General features: G+C 59.6%; 12 protein-coding genes. 10 read left to right on the top strand and 2 right to left on the bottom strand.

The features are described from left to right. The first annotated feature begins 91 nt into the window (after positions 1 to 91). The 4 genes from JF539_RS25415 to JF539_RS25400 all read left to right on the top strand — a co-directional run bounded on the left by JF539_RS25415 (position 92) and on the right by JF539_RS25400 (position 5,152). Positions 92 to 724: a lytic transglycosylase domain-containing protein gene (locus JF539_RS25415; RefSeq protein ID WP_207143825.1), complete on the top strand. Its 633-nt coding sequence runs from the start codon at positions 92 to 94 to the stop codon at positions 722 to 724. A 243-nt stretch (positions 725 to 967) separates the two neighbouring features. Further along, entirely contained in the window at positions 968 to 2,707 is a 1,740-nt protein-coding gene (locus JF539_RS25410; protein ID WP_207143820.1) for a relaxase/mobilization nuclease domain-containing protein, read from the top strand. Between the two features lie 25 nt (positions 2,708 to 2,732). Beyond that, positions 2,733 to 4,718, top strand: coding sequence for a conjugal transfer protein TraG (locus tag JF539_RS25405; protein ID WP_207143817.1), 1,986 nt, complete (start codon positions 2,733 to 2,735; stop codon positions 4,716 to 4,718). Positions 4,719 to 4,723: 5 nt separating this feature from the next. Beyond that, entirely contained in the window at positions 4,724 to 5,152 is a 429-nt protein-coding gene (locus tag JF539_RS25400; protein ID WP_207143815.1) for a CopG family transcriptional regulator, read from the top strand. A gap of 328 nt (positions 5,153 to 5,480) precedes the next feature. On the opposite strand, the gene JF539_RS25395 is transcribed toward JF539_RS25400, so the two are convergent. After that, positions 5,481 to 6,158, bottom strand: a complete 678-nt coding sequence (locus JF539_RS25395; protein ID WP_207143812.1) for a nucleotidyltransferase domain-containing protein — start codon at positions 6,156 to 6,158, stop codon at positions 5,481 to 5,483. Continuing rightward, the gene (locus tag JF539_RS25390; RefSeq protein WP_207143809.1) at positions 6,155 to 7,087 is read right to left on the bottom strand and encodes a helix-turn-helix transcriptional regulator; all 933 of its coding nucleotides are present in this window, start codon (positions 7,085 to 7,087) and stop codon (positions 6,155 to 6,157) included. The genes JF539_RS25395 and JF539_RS25390 overlap by 4 nt, the downstream gene beginning before the upstream one ends. Before the next feature lie 1,557 nt (positions 7,088 to 8,644). Here JF539_RS25390 and trbB point away from each other — a divergent pair. Genes trbB through trbK-alt form a run of 6 tightly spaced genes read left to right on the top strand, consistent with a single transcriptional unit; the run spans position 8,645 to position 13,741 of the window. Continuing rightward, on the top strand, positions 8,645 to 9,637 hold the full coding sequence (gene trbB / locus JF539_RS25385; RefSeq protein ID WP_207143805.1) for a P-type conjugative transfer ATPase TrbB: 993 nt from the start codon (positions 8,645 to 8,647) through the stop codon (positions 9,635 to 9,637). Beyond that, positions 9,634 to 9,966 carry a TrbC/VirB2 family protein gene (locus JF539_RS25380; RefSeq protein WP_207143803.1) on the top strand — a complete coding sequence of 111 codons (333 nt, stop codon included), beginning with the start codon at positions 9,634 to 9,636 and terminating at the stop codon, positions 9,964 to 9,966. Before trbB ends, JF539_RS25380 begins: the two co-directional genes overlap by 4 nt. Beyond that, the gene (locus JF539_RS25375) at positions 9,966 to 10,247 is read left to right on the top strand and encodes a VirB3 family type IV secretion system protein (protein ID WP_207143800.1); all 282 of its coding nucleotides are present in this window, start codon (positions 9,966 to 9,968) and stop codon (positions 10,245 to 10,247) included. The genes JF539_RS25380 and JF539_RS25375 overlap by 1 nt, the downstream gene beginning before the upstream one ends. Before the next feature lie 15 nt (positions 10,248 to 10,262). Further along, positions 10,263 to 12,695, top strand: a complete 2,433-nt coding sequence (trbE, locus tag JF539_RS25370) for a conjugal transfer protein TrbE (protein ID WP_207143797.1) — start codon at positions 10,263 to 10,265, stop codon at positions 12,693 to 12,695. Further along, on the top strand, positions 12,692 to 13,447 hold the full coding sequence (gene trbJ / locus JF539_RS25365; RefSeq protein ID WP_207143793.1) for a P-type conjugative transfer protein TrbJ: 756 nt from the start codon (positions 12,692 to 12,694) through the stop codon (positions 13,445 to 13,447). Before trbE ends, trbJ begins: the two co-directional genes overlap by 4 nt. Positions 13,448 to 13,468: 21 nt before the next feature. Next, entirely contained in the window at positions 13,469 to 13,741 is a 273-nt protein-coding gene (gene trbK-alt, locus JF539_RS25360; RefSeq protein WP_207143789.1) for a putative entry exclusion protein TrbK-alt, read from the top strand. Positions 13,742 to 13,743 lie beyond the last annotated feature (2 nt).

The following is a 13,743-nucleotide window of genomic DNA, read 5'->3' as shown; positions in this document are numbered from 1 at the left end:
TGCCGTGCGCCATGCAATCCCTCTTGTCCTTACCGGCCTGTTCCTCGAGTGCGCCTCAACTTATGCGGAATCGGCAAGAGCCGAGACGTCCATGCTGCAAGCGGCAAGTGATCCATGTGCCGCTTTCATCACTGAGGCCTCACAGCGTTTTGGCATTCCGGCGCATTGGATCCGAGCGGTCCTGGACACGGAAAGCGACGGCAATCCGAATGCCGTCTCCGCCGCCGGCGCCATGGGACTGATGCAGCTGATGCCCGGAACCTGGGAGGAGATGCGCGGTCGATACGGCCTTAGCGCCGATCCGTATGAACCGCGCGACAACATCCTCGCGGGCACGGCGTATCTCCGCGAGATGTTCGACCGATACGGCAATATCACCGGCATGCTGGCCGCTTATAATGCCGGACCAGTTCGTTACGATGCCTATCTGGAAACGTGTCGAGCGTTGCCATCCGAAACGCGGACCTATGTCGCGCTGCTCGCCCCGGTACTCGGCGGTTACCCGCTCCCGGACGCCGGCGGTGCATCCGCTTGTTTCCCAGGTTGGTGGGGTGCATCGCTTCTTCCCGATCATCAATCCACCGACGCATCTGCAAACCGGCAGCAATTCGACGGCAGGTCCAGTGCAGCACCGAATGCAGCTGGAACGGACCACAAGGACAACCGTTCCGGGGCGGCTGAAACTCTGTTTGTCTCCAGATCTTCCGGGAAGGGTTTTCGATGAGCGCGGTCGACGGAGCCCGCACTCTGGAGTGCATCTGCGCAGGAGTGAGCAAATTAGGGCCGGCGGCGTGTGACGCGGCCGGGGGATGGCGAGATAAAAGGGCGCAAGGTGCGCTTGGGTCGGTCGGTTGTTTTTGCTGGTCTTTTTGTTGTGTTTCGCAATGTGTGGCCAAAGTCCGCAATGTGCGCACACTCCCTATCGTTCTGAACTTGCGTGGATTTTTGCACCTTGCGGAGATGTTCCATGTCCGATGAGCACGATTTCCGCATCCGGCCCGGACGCGTCCGGTCATCGCGCGCGCAGCGGGCCCGCCCGTTCATTGCCCAGGCATTGGCGGCCGCCCAGAAGGCCGGCGGGCATGTGTCGCGCACGGGCCGGATCAGCACCGGCAAACACTCGCACTTCGGACGCGGCCGGAGGGCCAGTGTTCAGGCCAACCGGCTGCTCGCGGGCAAATCCCGTGTCGTGGTTATCAAGACCCGGGTCGTTCGGCATTCGGCACGATCCGCACCTATGTCAGCACATCTCAAATACCTCGGCCGGGAAGGCGTGACCCGTGACGGGGAAAAGGCGCGGATGTTTGGTCCTGGAAACGATTCTGTTGATCCGAAAGAGTTCGCCGAGCGTTGCCAGAACGACCGGCATCATTTCCGTTTCATCGTCTCGCCGGAAGACGCCACGGACCTGGCGGATCTCAGATCCTTCAGTCGGGATCTGATGCGTCAGATGGAAAAGGACCTCGGCACAGACCTCGACTGGGTTGGCGTAGATCACTGGAATACCGACAATCCTCATGTCCATATCATCCTGCGCGGGAAGGCCGATGACGGCCAGGACCTGGTTATCTCCCGGGATTACATCAAGGAAGGCATGCGCGCCCGTGCTCAGGATCTGGCGACATTGGAGCTCGGACCGTGCACCGATCTCGATATCCGATACCATCTGGAACGCCAGGTCGAAGCAGAGCGTTGGACCCAGTTGGACCGCCAGCTTGTTCGTGACGCCCGCAGGACCGGCATCATTGACACGGCGCCCGACCCGGACCGGCAGCCGGATGAATATCACGCCCTGAAGGTTGGACGCTTGCGCAGGTTGGAGGCGCTTGGCCTGGCCGATCAAGTCGGTCCCGGGCAATGGGTGATTGGCGAGGGTGCGGAAGCGACGTTGCGCGAACTGGGAGAGCGCGGCGACATCATCAAGCGGATGCATCGTGCTTTGGCTGGTCGGGGTATCGAGCGTGGGTCGTCAGGCTATGTGCTCGCTGGGGAGAGCTTGGACACGCCCATCATCGGCCGCCTGGTCGAGCGCGGTCTCGACGATGAGCTGAAAGGGTCCGCTTATGCCGTCGTCGACGGCGTCGACGGGCGGACGCACCACATCAGGATTTCCGACATTGACGCAGCTGGTGACAGCGCGCCGGGGTCTATCGTTGAACTCCGAAAGTTTGATGATGCGCGCGGGCAGCGCCGCGTGGCGCTCGCCGTCCGCTCCGATCTCGACATCGAGCGGCAGGTCACCGCCTCGGGGGCCACCTGGCTCGACCGGCAGAACATCGCCCGTGATCCCGTTGCTCTCTTCGAGGGTGGTTTTGGGGCTGAAGTCAGAGACGCTCTTGAGCGCCGGGCAGAGCATCTGATTGAAGAGGGCTTCGCCGAGCGGAAGGGCCGGCGCATGTTTTTCGCCCGAAACCTCATCGAGACACTGCGCCGCAAGGAGCTGGAAGCGCTTGGCGATCGGCTGACAGCCAAGACCGGGCAGCCATTCAACCGTGCTGGTTCCGGCGAATATGTCGCCGGCACCTACCGCCAACGCTTTGACCTCGCCTCGGGACGTTTCGCCATGATCGACGACGGTCTCGGTTTCCAACTCGTTCCGTGGACCCCATCACTCGAAAAGCAACGTGGGCAGCTTGTGTCCGGCGTCGCCCGCTCTGGTGGCGGTGTGGACTGGAGCTTCGGGCGCAAACGAGGTCTCGGGCTTTAAAATTTGATCGATAGGGACCGCCACAATGTCTGCGACAAAAATCCTCTGGGGCCAGCTTTTGGCGGTCTCTCTCATTGCGACGCTTACCACCTGGGGCGCAACGCAATACGTTGCCTGGAGTTTGGGCTTTCAGGCGCAGCTCGGAACTCCCTGGTTCGAAGTGGCCGGTCGGCCGATCTACTATCCGCCTGCCTTCTTCTGGTGGTGGTACTTCTATGATGCGTATGCGCCGAACGTCTTTCTGCACGGCGCCGTCATTGCCGCTTCCGGCGGATTTCTGTCCATTGTTGTTGCCATCGGCATGTCAGTCTGGCGGGCGCGCGAAGCAAAACGCGTTGAGACCTATGGCTCCGCCCGTTGGGCCGAACGGGAAGAGGTGAGAGCGGCGAACCTTCTGAACTCTGATGGCGTAGTCCTCGGCTGCTACGAGGAAGACTATCTCCGCCATGACGGTCCGGAACATGTGCTCTGCTTCGCCCCCACCCGCTCCGGCAAGGGTGTCGGTCTGGTCGTCCCGTCACTGCTGACCTGGCCGGGCTCGGCCATCGTTCACGATATCAAGGGAGAAAACTGGCAGCTCACGGCGGGCTTTCGCGCCAGGCATGGCCGGGTTCTGCTGTTTGATCCCACCAATCCGAAATCGGCCGCCTACAATCCGCTGCTCGAAGTGCGGCGAGGCGAATGGGAAGTGCGCGATGTACAGAACATTGCGGACATCTTGGTGGATCCGGAAGGGTCGCTCGAAAAGCGGAACCACTGGGAGAAGACGTCCCATGCGCTACTCGTCGGTGCCATCCTGCATGTCCTCTATGCCGAGGAAAACAAGACACTGGCCGGTGTCGCGGCTTTCCTTTCCGATCCGAAACGTCCGATCGAGTCGACCTTGGCGGCGATGATGAAAACTGACCATCTGGGAGAAAGCGGTCCGCATCCAGTTATTGCCAGTGCGGCACGTGAACTGTTGAACAAATCCGAGAACGAACGCTCCGGAGTGCTCTCGACGGCCATGTCGTTTCTGGGGCTTTACCGGGATCCCGTTGTGGCCGAGGTGACGCGACATTGTGATTGGCGGATTGCCGACATGGTGGGAGGCCCAAGCCCCACGAGCCTTTACCTCGTGGTGCCGCCGTCGGACATCAACCGAACCAAGCCGCTGATCCGCCTGATCCTCAATCAGATCGGCCGACGCCTGACAGAAGATCTTCAGGCAAATGCCGGCCGGCACCGGCTCCTTCTGATGCTCGATGAGTTTCCGGCTCTGGGGCGATTGGATTTCTTCGAGTCTGCCCTTGCCTTCATGGCCGGCTATGGCCTCAAGAGCTTCTTGATTGCGCAATCTCTGAACCAGATCGAGAAGGCTTACGGGCCTAACAATTCGATCCTCGACAATTGCCATGTGCGTGTCAGCTTCGCCACGAATGACGAGCGGACCGCCAAGCGGGTTTCCGATGCTTTAGGCACTGCGACGGAGATGAAGGCGATGAAGAACTATGCGGGTCACAGGTTGAGCCCCTGGCTCGGCCATCTGATGGTTTCCCGGTCCGAGACCGCACGCCAATTGCTGACCCCAGGCGAGATCATGCAGCTTCCACCCACCGATGAGATCGTCATGGTCGCGGGTACGCCGCCGATCCTGGCGAAAAAGGCACGTTACTATGAGGACAAACGGCTCAGCGAACGCATCCTGCCGCCGCCTGAACCGGCTCCGCCCCTCCAACGACAGACTGATGATTGGAGCGAACTGCCGGTTTCTGACTGTTCCGAGGTCATCCATAGAACGCAAGAACAGGTCGCAGACGACGAGGATCCAACGGGATCAGAGCGCCGGCACCAACCGGAACTCAGCAGATTTGAGCCCGCCGAACTGAGGGAGCCGGTCAAAAACGAATTCGAGATCGATCTGATAGACGAAACCGAGGATGACACCGCCCGGACCAGCCGGATGACCCGGGTCATGCAAGGCGTGGCGAGGCAAGTTTCGCTCGATCCCGGTGATGGCATGGAGCTTTGACGGCTATGGCGGCTCGCAAGAAAAAGGCGCAGATCTCTGCCTATCTCGACCAGGACGTCATGAAGATGCTCTCCGATTATGCTGCGCGCCGGGACCTCTCGCAGTCGCTCGTTGTCGAGGCTGCCATTGCCTCCTTTCTGTCCCCGGACGCAGATGAGCGACGCGAGGCAGCTATCACCAAACGCCTGGACCAGATCGACCGGCGGATGACGCGGCTGGAGCGCGATCTCGGGATATCCGTCGAGACTCTTGCCATATTCGTTCGGTTCTGGCTTGCGACTACACCGGCACTTCCAGAACCGGCAGCGCAGGCTGCGCGCGGTAAGGCCGGTGAACGATACGATGCTTTCGTCACTGCGTTGGGGAGACGATTGGCGAAAGGGCCAAAGTTGAGGCAGGAAATTTCGGAGGATGTTTCAGGGAAACCAGATTAGGGCAATCAAATGAACATGGCCGTTTCTGTGTCCGAAATAGTTTTGGCGTCTTGATTTCGTAACGTCTGTCCGACGCAATCATGGATCAACTGACTGCGAGGGACGATGCCAGAGCTGGCAAGCAGCAATGCGCGCCCATGTCAGTCATTTAGCTCCTCTGGAGCGGTGCCCGTAAGCTGCCGTCTAATACGGTCCGCAGAAACGAGGAAATGGAAGCGGGAAGCGAAAGTTCACTGAAGAAGCCAAGGCACGACAGACTTGCCACGGGGTTCTTCTTCCTCCGGCCCGTAAGCGGACCATTGATAGAGAATGCATCCCTTATGTGTTGCTAGTCGTAACTTGAATTGGGAGCCGGCACCTCGAGCAGTTTCAGGCCAACGTTATTTTCAGTTTTGCAAAAAAAGGAGACATACTGGTCGATCGAGCTGATTTCCCCATCCCTTCGAGGGAAGCCGAACTCCTGCAGGAAATCCATCAAGTTGTACAATGATTTTTTTGAAAGTTCCGTTTTGTCTTTCTGTTCTACTAGCGAGATTAAGTTGGGATGTTTGAGAACTTCGGCAAGCGCATGAGCTGAAAAAGCAGGTGTTTGCGAAGCTGCCGCACGCGCTATTGCAATCGTCCGCACGCTCCAGGCAATCCTTCTGTTTATTGAAATGGCTCTCAGTTCGTTCCAAAGAGATACGATCGCCCAGCCGACATCGGAGGCCTTCAAGATTTCATCTTCGTAACTCGGCGCAAATTGAAATATCTCTTGCAGCTCAACAAGAACATCGTGCGGATCGAAGATCGCCAATGCTTCTGAGATGATGTGCCAGACAAATAGGTCGCCTTGCTCGGCTTTAGCCGTCAACCAATCTGCGCTGTAGAGATAGAGGGTAGCCGGACCCATCCCCGTCACCGTCGGCTCCGACACACTGCTTATGGCTAGCAGATCAATGTCCGAGTCACTCGAATGATCACCGCGAGCCCTACTGCCAAAGAGAAACAGTGCTGAAATACTCATGTCTCTGCGGCATCGGCATAGCGTTTCAGTGCGTCTTTGGAGAGCTTTCTGGCAACTTCTCTAGCTTGGACCACTTCGTCCGCATTTCTCAGAACGATCTGTTGCTTGACAGGAGGTAATACTCCGTCAGCAACATCGAGATTGTGTTCACTCATCAAATAAAAACTAACTGATAGGCGGCAGTTAACTTTTAAGCACTTGTCCGTCATCTCGTACTCATACTCAACTGCGGCTTGCTTTTCCTCTGGCAGGTTAGGATTCGGAACGATCTCCAGATCAATGGAGTGATGCCATTGGAAGTCTAGCGAGCGATCTATAGTTGCAGGTTGACCCAACGTCGCTTCATGGATTCGATTCAGGTTGTAATCGCGAAAATCGTTGTGTTCGCTCGACCAAGCTCTGACATACCAGCGGCCGGAATTGTAACTTAGAGCATGGGGTTCCACCAATCGCGTTGATGCAGTTGACCCGGTCATTGACCGATAACCCATGTCAAGTTGGCGCTCATTGCGGATGGCGTCCAAGACGTTCATGAGAACATTGGTATCCACTCTCTTTTTTGTGAGCGTGGTGACCTCTATTGCCTGCCTTTCCTCAAACCAAGTCTCATCGTACTCCATCCAACCGCTCTCAATGGCGACAAGTTGCAGAAGGTATCTCTGGGTCGATGCTCCGAGAAGCGCCGGGACGAACTCACCTGATCGGAAGTACGATTTCTGGCCGGCATCATAGCTTAGGTTCCTTGGAGCGATTTGCTCGTACGTTGAGATGTCTGCAGAGGCCTGCTGTGGAGAAATTCCAAAAGTGTCGACTAGGTCTTTGCGATTAAGGCGAGCAGTCCAAAATAGCCGGAACTCTATGAACTCTAAGCGCTTTTGAACATTCCACTTCGTCTTCTTTTTTGAAGCCTGATCGCCAAATTCGACCATAAAGTACCCCTTTCTACAGAAGATTCGTCTAGTTTATTGACTGATATGAGATTCATGCCTACATTAATATGCGAAATCGAGCGACTCGGGTCAACAAGCAGGATTCATCATTAACCAACGCAGAGACGAACGCGCATGAGGAAGAGTGTCGAAGATGATCTGAAGGCGATCGGCGCGGGTCTCGACGTTGATGTTCTGCCGACAGTGTTTAATCGGGGGGTCATTCGGCCCGATACCTCCCTGGTTATCTTGAAACCTTCGGGCCAGGAGAAAGCCGATGCACGGCAACAATCGACACGATCCGCAACCCGACCATGGGAACGGCCCGCCAGAGGGCAAGGGACGTCCGGACAATCCGGGGCGCCCGGTTCCGGAGCACCGTTCGTCCAGCCAGGACTACGGTCTCTCTATGCGGAATGCGTAGGGGAATGCCGGGACGCTTACCCGGGTCTTCTCGCGTATCCTCAAGAACGGCAGATGTGGCTTTACGTTGAAAGTGATCTTATCGGAGGCCTTAGTCGACGAGCCGCATTTGTCGTTCAACTCCCCTACAACATCAGCAGGCCGGTTCGAGCCTGGGGCTTCTGGACCACCGCAGTCAGCAAAGCCTGGATCGGACCTAGGCACACGAACTTTCCCGACGGATCGATTTGCGCGTTCGAGCCAAGGGACGAGACATGGTGTCCCGGCGACTCGGTGACCCTTCTTCTGGACCTCTATAGCCTTTGGGCTGTGCGGCATCTCTATTTTGAGAAATACGGGAAATGGCCCGGACGACAATCGGTGCCTCTTCCGGCTGAGCGTCTGCTTGAGCTTGGCGATGACGAATATTGCGGGTGCGATATTCCGCTCGGAACCTACGCCGAGTGCTGCAAGTCATCAGATCAGGCGAACACTTCCGGTTCCGATCTATTGCATTTCATGATGAAAATGCGAGCACCTCCAGAGGAGGTCACTCGGTTTGTATGGAACCCAACTGCCCCTCCACGTCGGAGAGGCAAGACAACGTGCCAAACATGAGAAGGAGAAATTGGATGGCAGGCAAAGGCAACGGCGGGAGCTACCGCAGTGCGAAGTCAGGGCGCTACGTGACCAAGTCCTATGGGAAATCAAATCCGAGGACCACTGTGAAGGAGGCGCCCGGAAAGAGCGGTTCTACTGGGGGCAGCTACCGGAGTGCAATCTCCGGACGCTTCGTGACAGCGAAGTATGGCAAGGCCAACCCAGGGACGACCGTTCGGGAGAAGTGATTAGGCGGCGCCGCGGCGCCTTGGCAACCGACGAACTGCGGCTCAGGACCGGAGGTGGTAGTTGCCTAGCGCAATGTCGTCTTCGGCCAACCAGCATTCTAAACCTGCCAGTTCGCAGACGGCCCCGAATTTGTCATTCAATAGTATGGTAGGTGGCCATCTGAGCGATGCCCAAGTGCCATTTTCCTGTCTTTGCACGCCACGCTACGACGCCATCGAATAGGTATTGAACCCCACCAAAATCAGGTCTTTTTAATCATCCCCGTCCGGGAGCATTTCTGCCATCCCCGGCATCAACGGGGAATTAATGGCAACATCACATCAAGACCTGGAAGGTCACGCACGCAGCGCGCGAATGCTCCGCTCAGCGCTCGGACCCGCGATCGCTTGTCTTCTGGAAGACCCTGCCGTCATTGAGGTGATGCTTAACCCGGACGGGCATATCTGGGTTGACCGCCTTTCCGAAGGCCTGTCCGGAACCGGAGAGTGGGTGTCACCGGCCGACGGCGAACGCATCGTGCGCCTGGTCGCGCACCATGTCGGCTCGGAAGTTAATGATGGTGCGCCGCGTGTTTCAGCCGAACTCCCCGAAACGGGGGAACGGTTCGAAGGGCTTCTTCCCCCGGTAGTCGCCGCTCCGGCCTTCGCCATCCGCAAGCCCGCTGTCGCTGTTTTTACCCTCGAGGATTATGTTGCGGCCGGGACCATGACGCCGGCACAGGCGGAGGCGCTCCGTTCGGGCGTCGCGACACGCGCAAACATTCTCGTTGCTGGCGGCACGTCAACCGGCAAGACCACGCTGACTAACGCTCTGCTGGCCGAAGTCGCCAAGAGTTCCGATCGTGTGATCCTCATCGAGGACACCCGCGAGCTTCAGTGTGCCGCACCAAACCTCGTCGCCATACGGACAAAAGACGGCGTCGCCTCGCTGTCCGATCTCGTGCGCTCTTCCTTGCGTCTGCGCCCGGATCGCATTCCGATCGGGGAGGTCCGCGGACCGGAAGCTCTTGATCTCCTGAAGGCCTGGGGAACGGGTCATCCCGGCGGCATTGGCACCATCCACGCCGGATCTGCCATCGGAGCATTGCGCCGGCTCGAACAGCTCATCCAGGAAGCGGTGGTCACCGTTCCCCGCGCCCTGATCGCGGAGACGATCGACCTGATCGCAGTCCTAGCAGGCCGCGGCTCTCAGCGGCGGCTCGTGGAGCTTTCCCGTGTCGAGAGCCTCGGTTCCGACGGTGACTACCGCATTTCCCCAGCCGTTCCCGCAACTCCCTCTCATTCAGGAGATCCTTCATGATCCGGACCACCCTTCGTGTATGCCGTCCCATCGCGACCGCTGTAGCCGTCGTTCATGTCAGCTTGCTCACCGCATCTGCCGTTCACGCTGCCGGGTCTTCCATGCCGTGGGAGGCGCCGCTGCAGTCGATCCTGGAATCCATCGAGGGCCCAGTCGCCAAGATCGTCGCGGTGATCATCATCATCGTGACGGGACTGTCTCTGGCCTTCGGCGATACGTCCGGCGGCTTCCGGCGCCTCATCCAGATTGTTTTCGGTCTCTCGATCGCCTTCGCCGCCAGTTCCTTCTTCCTGTCGTTTTTTTCCTTCGGCGGCGGGGCGCTGATCTGATGGCGGAGACCTTCGATCAACGTGATGTGGTGCCGGGGTTCACCGTGGCGGTGCATCGGTCGTTGAGCGAGCCGATCCTGCTCGGTGGCGCGCCCCGAGCCATTGCGATCCTGAACGGTACGCTCGCCGGCGCCGTGGGGCTCGGCCTGCGCCTTTGGTTGGTCGGCCTCGCCATCTGGCTGATTGGGCATCTGGCCGCCGTCTGGGCCGCCAAGCGCGATCCTCTCTTTGCTGAAGTTGGACGCCGGCATCTGCGTTTTCCCGCGCATCTGAGCGTGTGAGCGGAGGCCCTGTCGATGATGAACCTCTCCGAATACCGAACGCGCAACAGCCGCTTTGCCGATTATCTGCCGTGGGCTGCCCTGGTCGAGAAGGGCGTGGTGCTCAACAAGGACGGCAGTTTCCAGCGCACGGTCCGTTTCCGTGGACCGGATCTCGACAGCGTTGTTCCGGCCGAACTCGTCGCTGTCACCGGCCGTCTCAACAACGCCTTCCGCCGTCTCGGCTCCGGCTGGGCGATCTTCGTCGAGGCGCAGCGTCATGCCGCCAATCACTACCCCGACAGCAGTTTTCCGGATGCGGCCTCAGCACTGGTCGATGCAGAACGCAAGGCGAGTTTTGAAGAAGCCGGCGCGCATTTCGAGTCGAGCTATTTTCTGACCTTCACCTATCTGCCGCCCGCCGAAGAGGCCGCCCGCGCGGAACGCTGGCTGTTCGAAGGCCGGGAGACCAACGGGCTGAACCCGCAGGAGGTGCTGACCGGGTTCATCGATCGTACCGATCGGATCCTTCAGCTGATCGATGCTTTCATGCCCGAATGCGAATGGCTCGACGATGCCGGGACGCTGACCTATCTGCATTCAACGGTCTCGACCAACCGGCACCATGTTCGCGTGCCGGAGACCACGGTCTATCTGGATGCGCTGCTCGCGGATCAGCCGCTCGCCGGCGGACTGGAGCCAAGGCTCGGAGACAAGCATCTGCGGGTCCTCACCATTACCGGGTTTCCGTCCGCGACGACTCCAGGCCTGCTCGACGAGCTCAACCGGCTGGCCTTTCCCTATCGCTGGTCGACCCGCGCGATTCCGTTGGACAAGACGGATGCGACAAAACTCCTTACCAGGATCCGCCGCCAGTGGTTCGCCAAGCGCAAATCCATCGCCGCGATCCTGAAGGAGGTAATGACCAACGAGCAGTCAGCACTCGTCGACACCGATGCCGCGAACAAGGCGGCCGATGCCGATCTGGCGCTTCAGGAACTCGGCGCTGATCATGCCGGCATTGCCTATGTCACGGCGACCGTCACGGTATGGGATAGTGACAGCAAGATTGCGGATGAGAAGCTGCGGCTGGTTGAGAAGGTCATCCAGGGACGCGATTTCACATGTCTGCCGGAGACCCTCAATGCGGTCGATGCCTGGCTTGGCAGCCTGCCGGGTCATGTCTACGCCAATGTCCGCCAGCCACCGGTCTCCACCCTCAATCTCGCCCACATGATCCCCTCGAGCGCGGTGTGGGCGGGGCCGGAGCGGGACGAGCATCTTTCGTCTCCTCCCTTGCTCTACGGCAAGACGGAAGGCTCGACCCCGTTCCGGTTTTCCCTTCATGTCGGCGATGTCGGCCACACACTGGTCGTCGGCCCGACTGGCGCAGGCAAGTCCGTCCTTTTGGCGCTGATGGCGCTGCAGTTCCGAAGGTACCGGAACTCCCGGGTGTTCGCCTTCGATTTCGGGGGATCGATCCGCGCAGCCTGTCTCGCCATGGGCGGTGACTGGCATGATCTCGGCGGCGGCCTCACCGAAGGCAGCAGCGTGTCGCTGCAGCCTCTTGCCCGGATCGATGCCGCCGTCGAGCGCTCCTGGTCCGCCGACTGGATCGCCGCTATCCTCATGCGCGAAGGCGTACCCGTCAACCCGGACGTTAAGGATCATATCTGGACGGCGCTGACATCGCTTTCTTCCGCACCGGTAGAAGAGCGGACGCTCACCGGCCTTTCCGTCCTTCTCCAGTCAAACGACCTCAAACAGGCTCTGCGTCCCTATTGCATCGGCGGTGCCCATGGCCGGCTGCTCGATGCGGAAAGCGAACGTCTGGGGTCAAGCAGCGTTCAGGCCTTCGAGACCGAGGGGCTGATCGGCACGGGAGCCGCGCCTGCCGTGCTCGCCTATCTGTTCCACCGGATCGAGGACCGGCTCGACGGGTCGCCGACCCTGATCATCATCGATGAAGGCTGGCTGGCGCTCGACGACGAGGGGTTTGCGGGCCAGCTCCGGGAATGGCTGAAGACGCTTCGCAAGAAGAACGCCTCCGTCATCTTCGCCACGCAGTCTCTGTCCGACATCGATGGCTCGGCCATTGCACCCGCCATCATCGAGAGCTGCCCGACACGGCTCCTGCTGCCGAACGAGCGCGCAATCGAACCGCAGATTGCCGGCATCTATCACCGCTTCGGTCTCAACGACCGACAGATCGAGATCCTCGCGCGGGCAACGCCCAAACGTGACTATTACTGCCAGTCCCGGCGCGGCAACCGGCTCTTTGAACTGGGCCTTTTCGAAGTCGCGCTGGCCCTTTGCGCGACCTCCTCGAAGACCGATCAGACCGCGATCAGTGGAATCCTCGCGGACCACGGCCACGAAGGTTTCCTCGATGCCTGGCTGCGCCACCGCGGTCTTCCCTGGGCCGCCGATCTCATCCCCGACCTCATCAATCTGGAGACCTCCTCATGACGGTTCGCCGATCCCGAGCAATTGTTGCTGCCGCCGCGCTCCTCACCATTCCCACATTGGGCTCCGTAGCCCTTGCTCCGCCGGCGCATGCCTGGCGGGTGGTGTTCGATCCGTCGAACTACGCCCAGAATGTTCTGACGGCGGCGCGGACGCTGGAACAGATCAACAACCAGATCGTTCAGCTTCAGAACGAAGCTCAGATGCTGATCAACCAGGCCCGCAATCTGGCGAGTCTGCCTTACTCCTCGCTACAGCAGCTCCAGCAGTCCGTGCAGAGGACACAGCAGCTTCTCCAGGAGGCTCAGAACATCGCCTTCGACGTCCAGCAGATCGATCAGCTGTTCCAGCAGCAATACGGTAACATCGACCTCAGCGCGACCGAGCAGCAGCTGATCGCCGGCGCGCGCAGCCGCTGGCAGAACACGATCGGCGGGTTGCAGGACGCCTTGCGTGTGCAGGCCGGCGTCGTCGGTAATATCGAGACCAACCGCGCGCAGATGTCCGCGCTGATCGGTCAGAGCCAGGGGGCGACCGGTGCGCTTCAGACCGCCCAGGCGGGCAACCAGCTTCTGGCGCTTCAGGCCCAGCAGCTTTCCGATCTCACTGCTGTCGTCGCTGCCAATGGCCGGGCGATCGCCTTGAGCGAAGCGGAACGAACGGCCGCGGCCGAACAAGGCCGCATCCAGCGCCAGCGCTTTCTGACGCCGGGCTCCGGTTACCAGCCCGGCAACGCACGCATGTTCAACAACTGATTTTTTTTGGAGGACATCCCCATGGACGGCAAGATGCTGGCCCGGCTGGCTGCCATCGTTTTTGTGGCGATTGCCATCACCGCGAGCCTGATCGAGATGTCCCGCAAGAACGAGGCGGTGCCCGTACTGACTGCACCGGTCGCTCCCTCAGCCTCCGATCCGCTGCGCACCGATCTGCGCCGCTGTCAGCAGATGGGCAGGGCTGCACTCGATGACGAAGACTGTCTCGCTACCTGGCAGCAAACCCGGGACCGGTTTCTCGGCAGGGATACTCGAACCAGCGAGGCTCGATGATC

The organism is Roseibium aggregatum (assembly GCF_017309185.1).
GTDB classification, from domain to species: domain Bacteria; phylum Pseudomonadota; class Alphaproteobacteria; order Rhizobiales; family Stappiaceae; genus Roseibium; species Roseibium aggregatum_B.
Note: the sequence above shows the minus strand (reverse complement) of the source record. Positions and strands in the feature narration are given on the sequence as shown.

Bases quoted from the DNA above. Each gene is read 5' to 3' on its own strand.
- trbB (WP_207143805.1), top strand. From the start codon at position 8,645: ATGGCAACATCACATCAAGACCTGGAAGGTCACGCACGCAGCGCGCGA.
- JF539_RS25390 (WP_207143809.1), bottom strand. From the start codon at position 7,087: ATGGTCGAATTTGGCGATCAGGCTTCAAAAAAGAAGACGAAGTGGAAT.
- JF539_RS25415 (WP_207143825.1), top strand. From the start codon at position 92: ATGCTGCAAGCGGCAAGTGATCCATGTGCCGCTTTCATCACTGAGGCC.
- JF539_RS25405 (WP_207143817.1), top strand. From the start codon at position 2,733: ATGTCTGCGACAAAAATCCTCTGGGGCCAGCTTTTGGCGGTCTCTCTC.
- JF539_RS25375 (WP_207143800.1), top strand. From the start codon at position 9,966: ATGGCGGAGACCTTCGATCAACGTGATGTGGTGCCGGGGTTCACCGTG.
- JF539_RS25410 (WP_207143820.1), top strand. From the start codon at position 968: ATGTCCGATGAGCACGATTTCCGCATCCGGCCCGGACGCGTCCGGTCA.
- trbJ (WP_207143793.1), top strand. From the start codon at position 12,692: ATGACGGTTCGCCGATCCCGAGCAATTGTTGCTGCCGCCGCGCTCCTC.
- JF539_RS25395 (WP_207143812.1), bottom strand. From the start codon at position 6,158: ATGAGTATTTCAGCACTGTTTCTCTTTGGCAGTAGGGCTCGCGGTGAT.
- JF539_RS25380 (WP_207143803.1), top strand. From the start codon at position 9,634: ATGATCCGGACCACCCTTCGTGTATGCCGTCCCATCGCGACCGCTGTA.
- trbE (WP_207143797.1), top strand. From the start codon at position 10,263: ATGATGAACCTCTCCGAATACCGAACGCGCAACAGCCGCTTTGCCGAT.
- JF539_RS25400 (WP_207143815.1), top strand. From the start codon at position 4,724: ATGGCGGCTCGCAAGAAAAAGGCGCAGATCTCTGCCTATCTCGACCAG.
- trbK-alt (WP_207143789.1), top strand. From the start codon at position 13,469: ATGGACGGCAAGATGCTGGCCCGGCTGGCTGCCATCGTTTTTGTGGCG.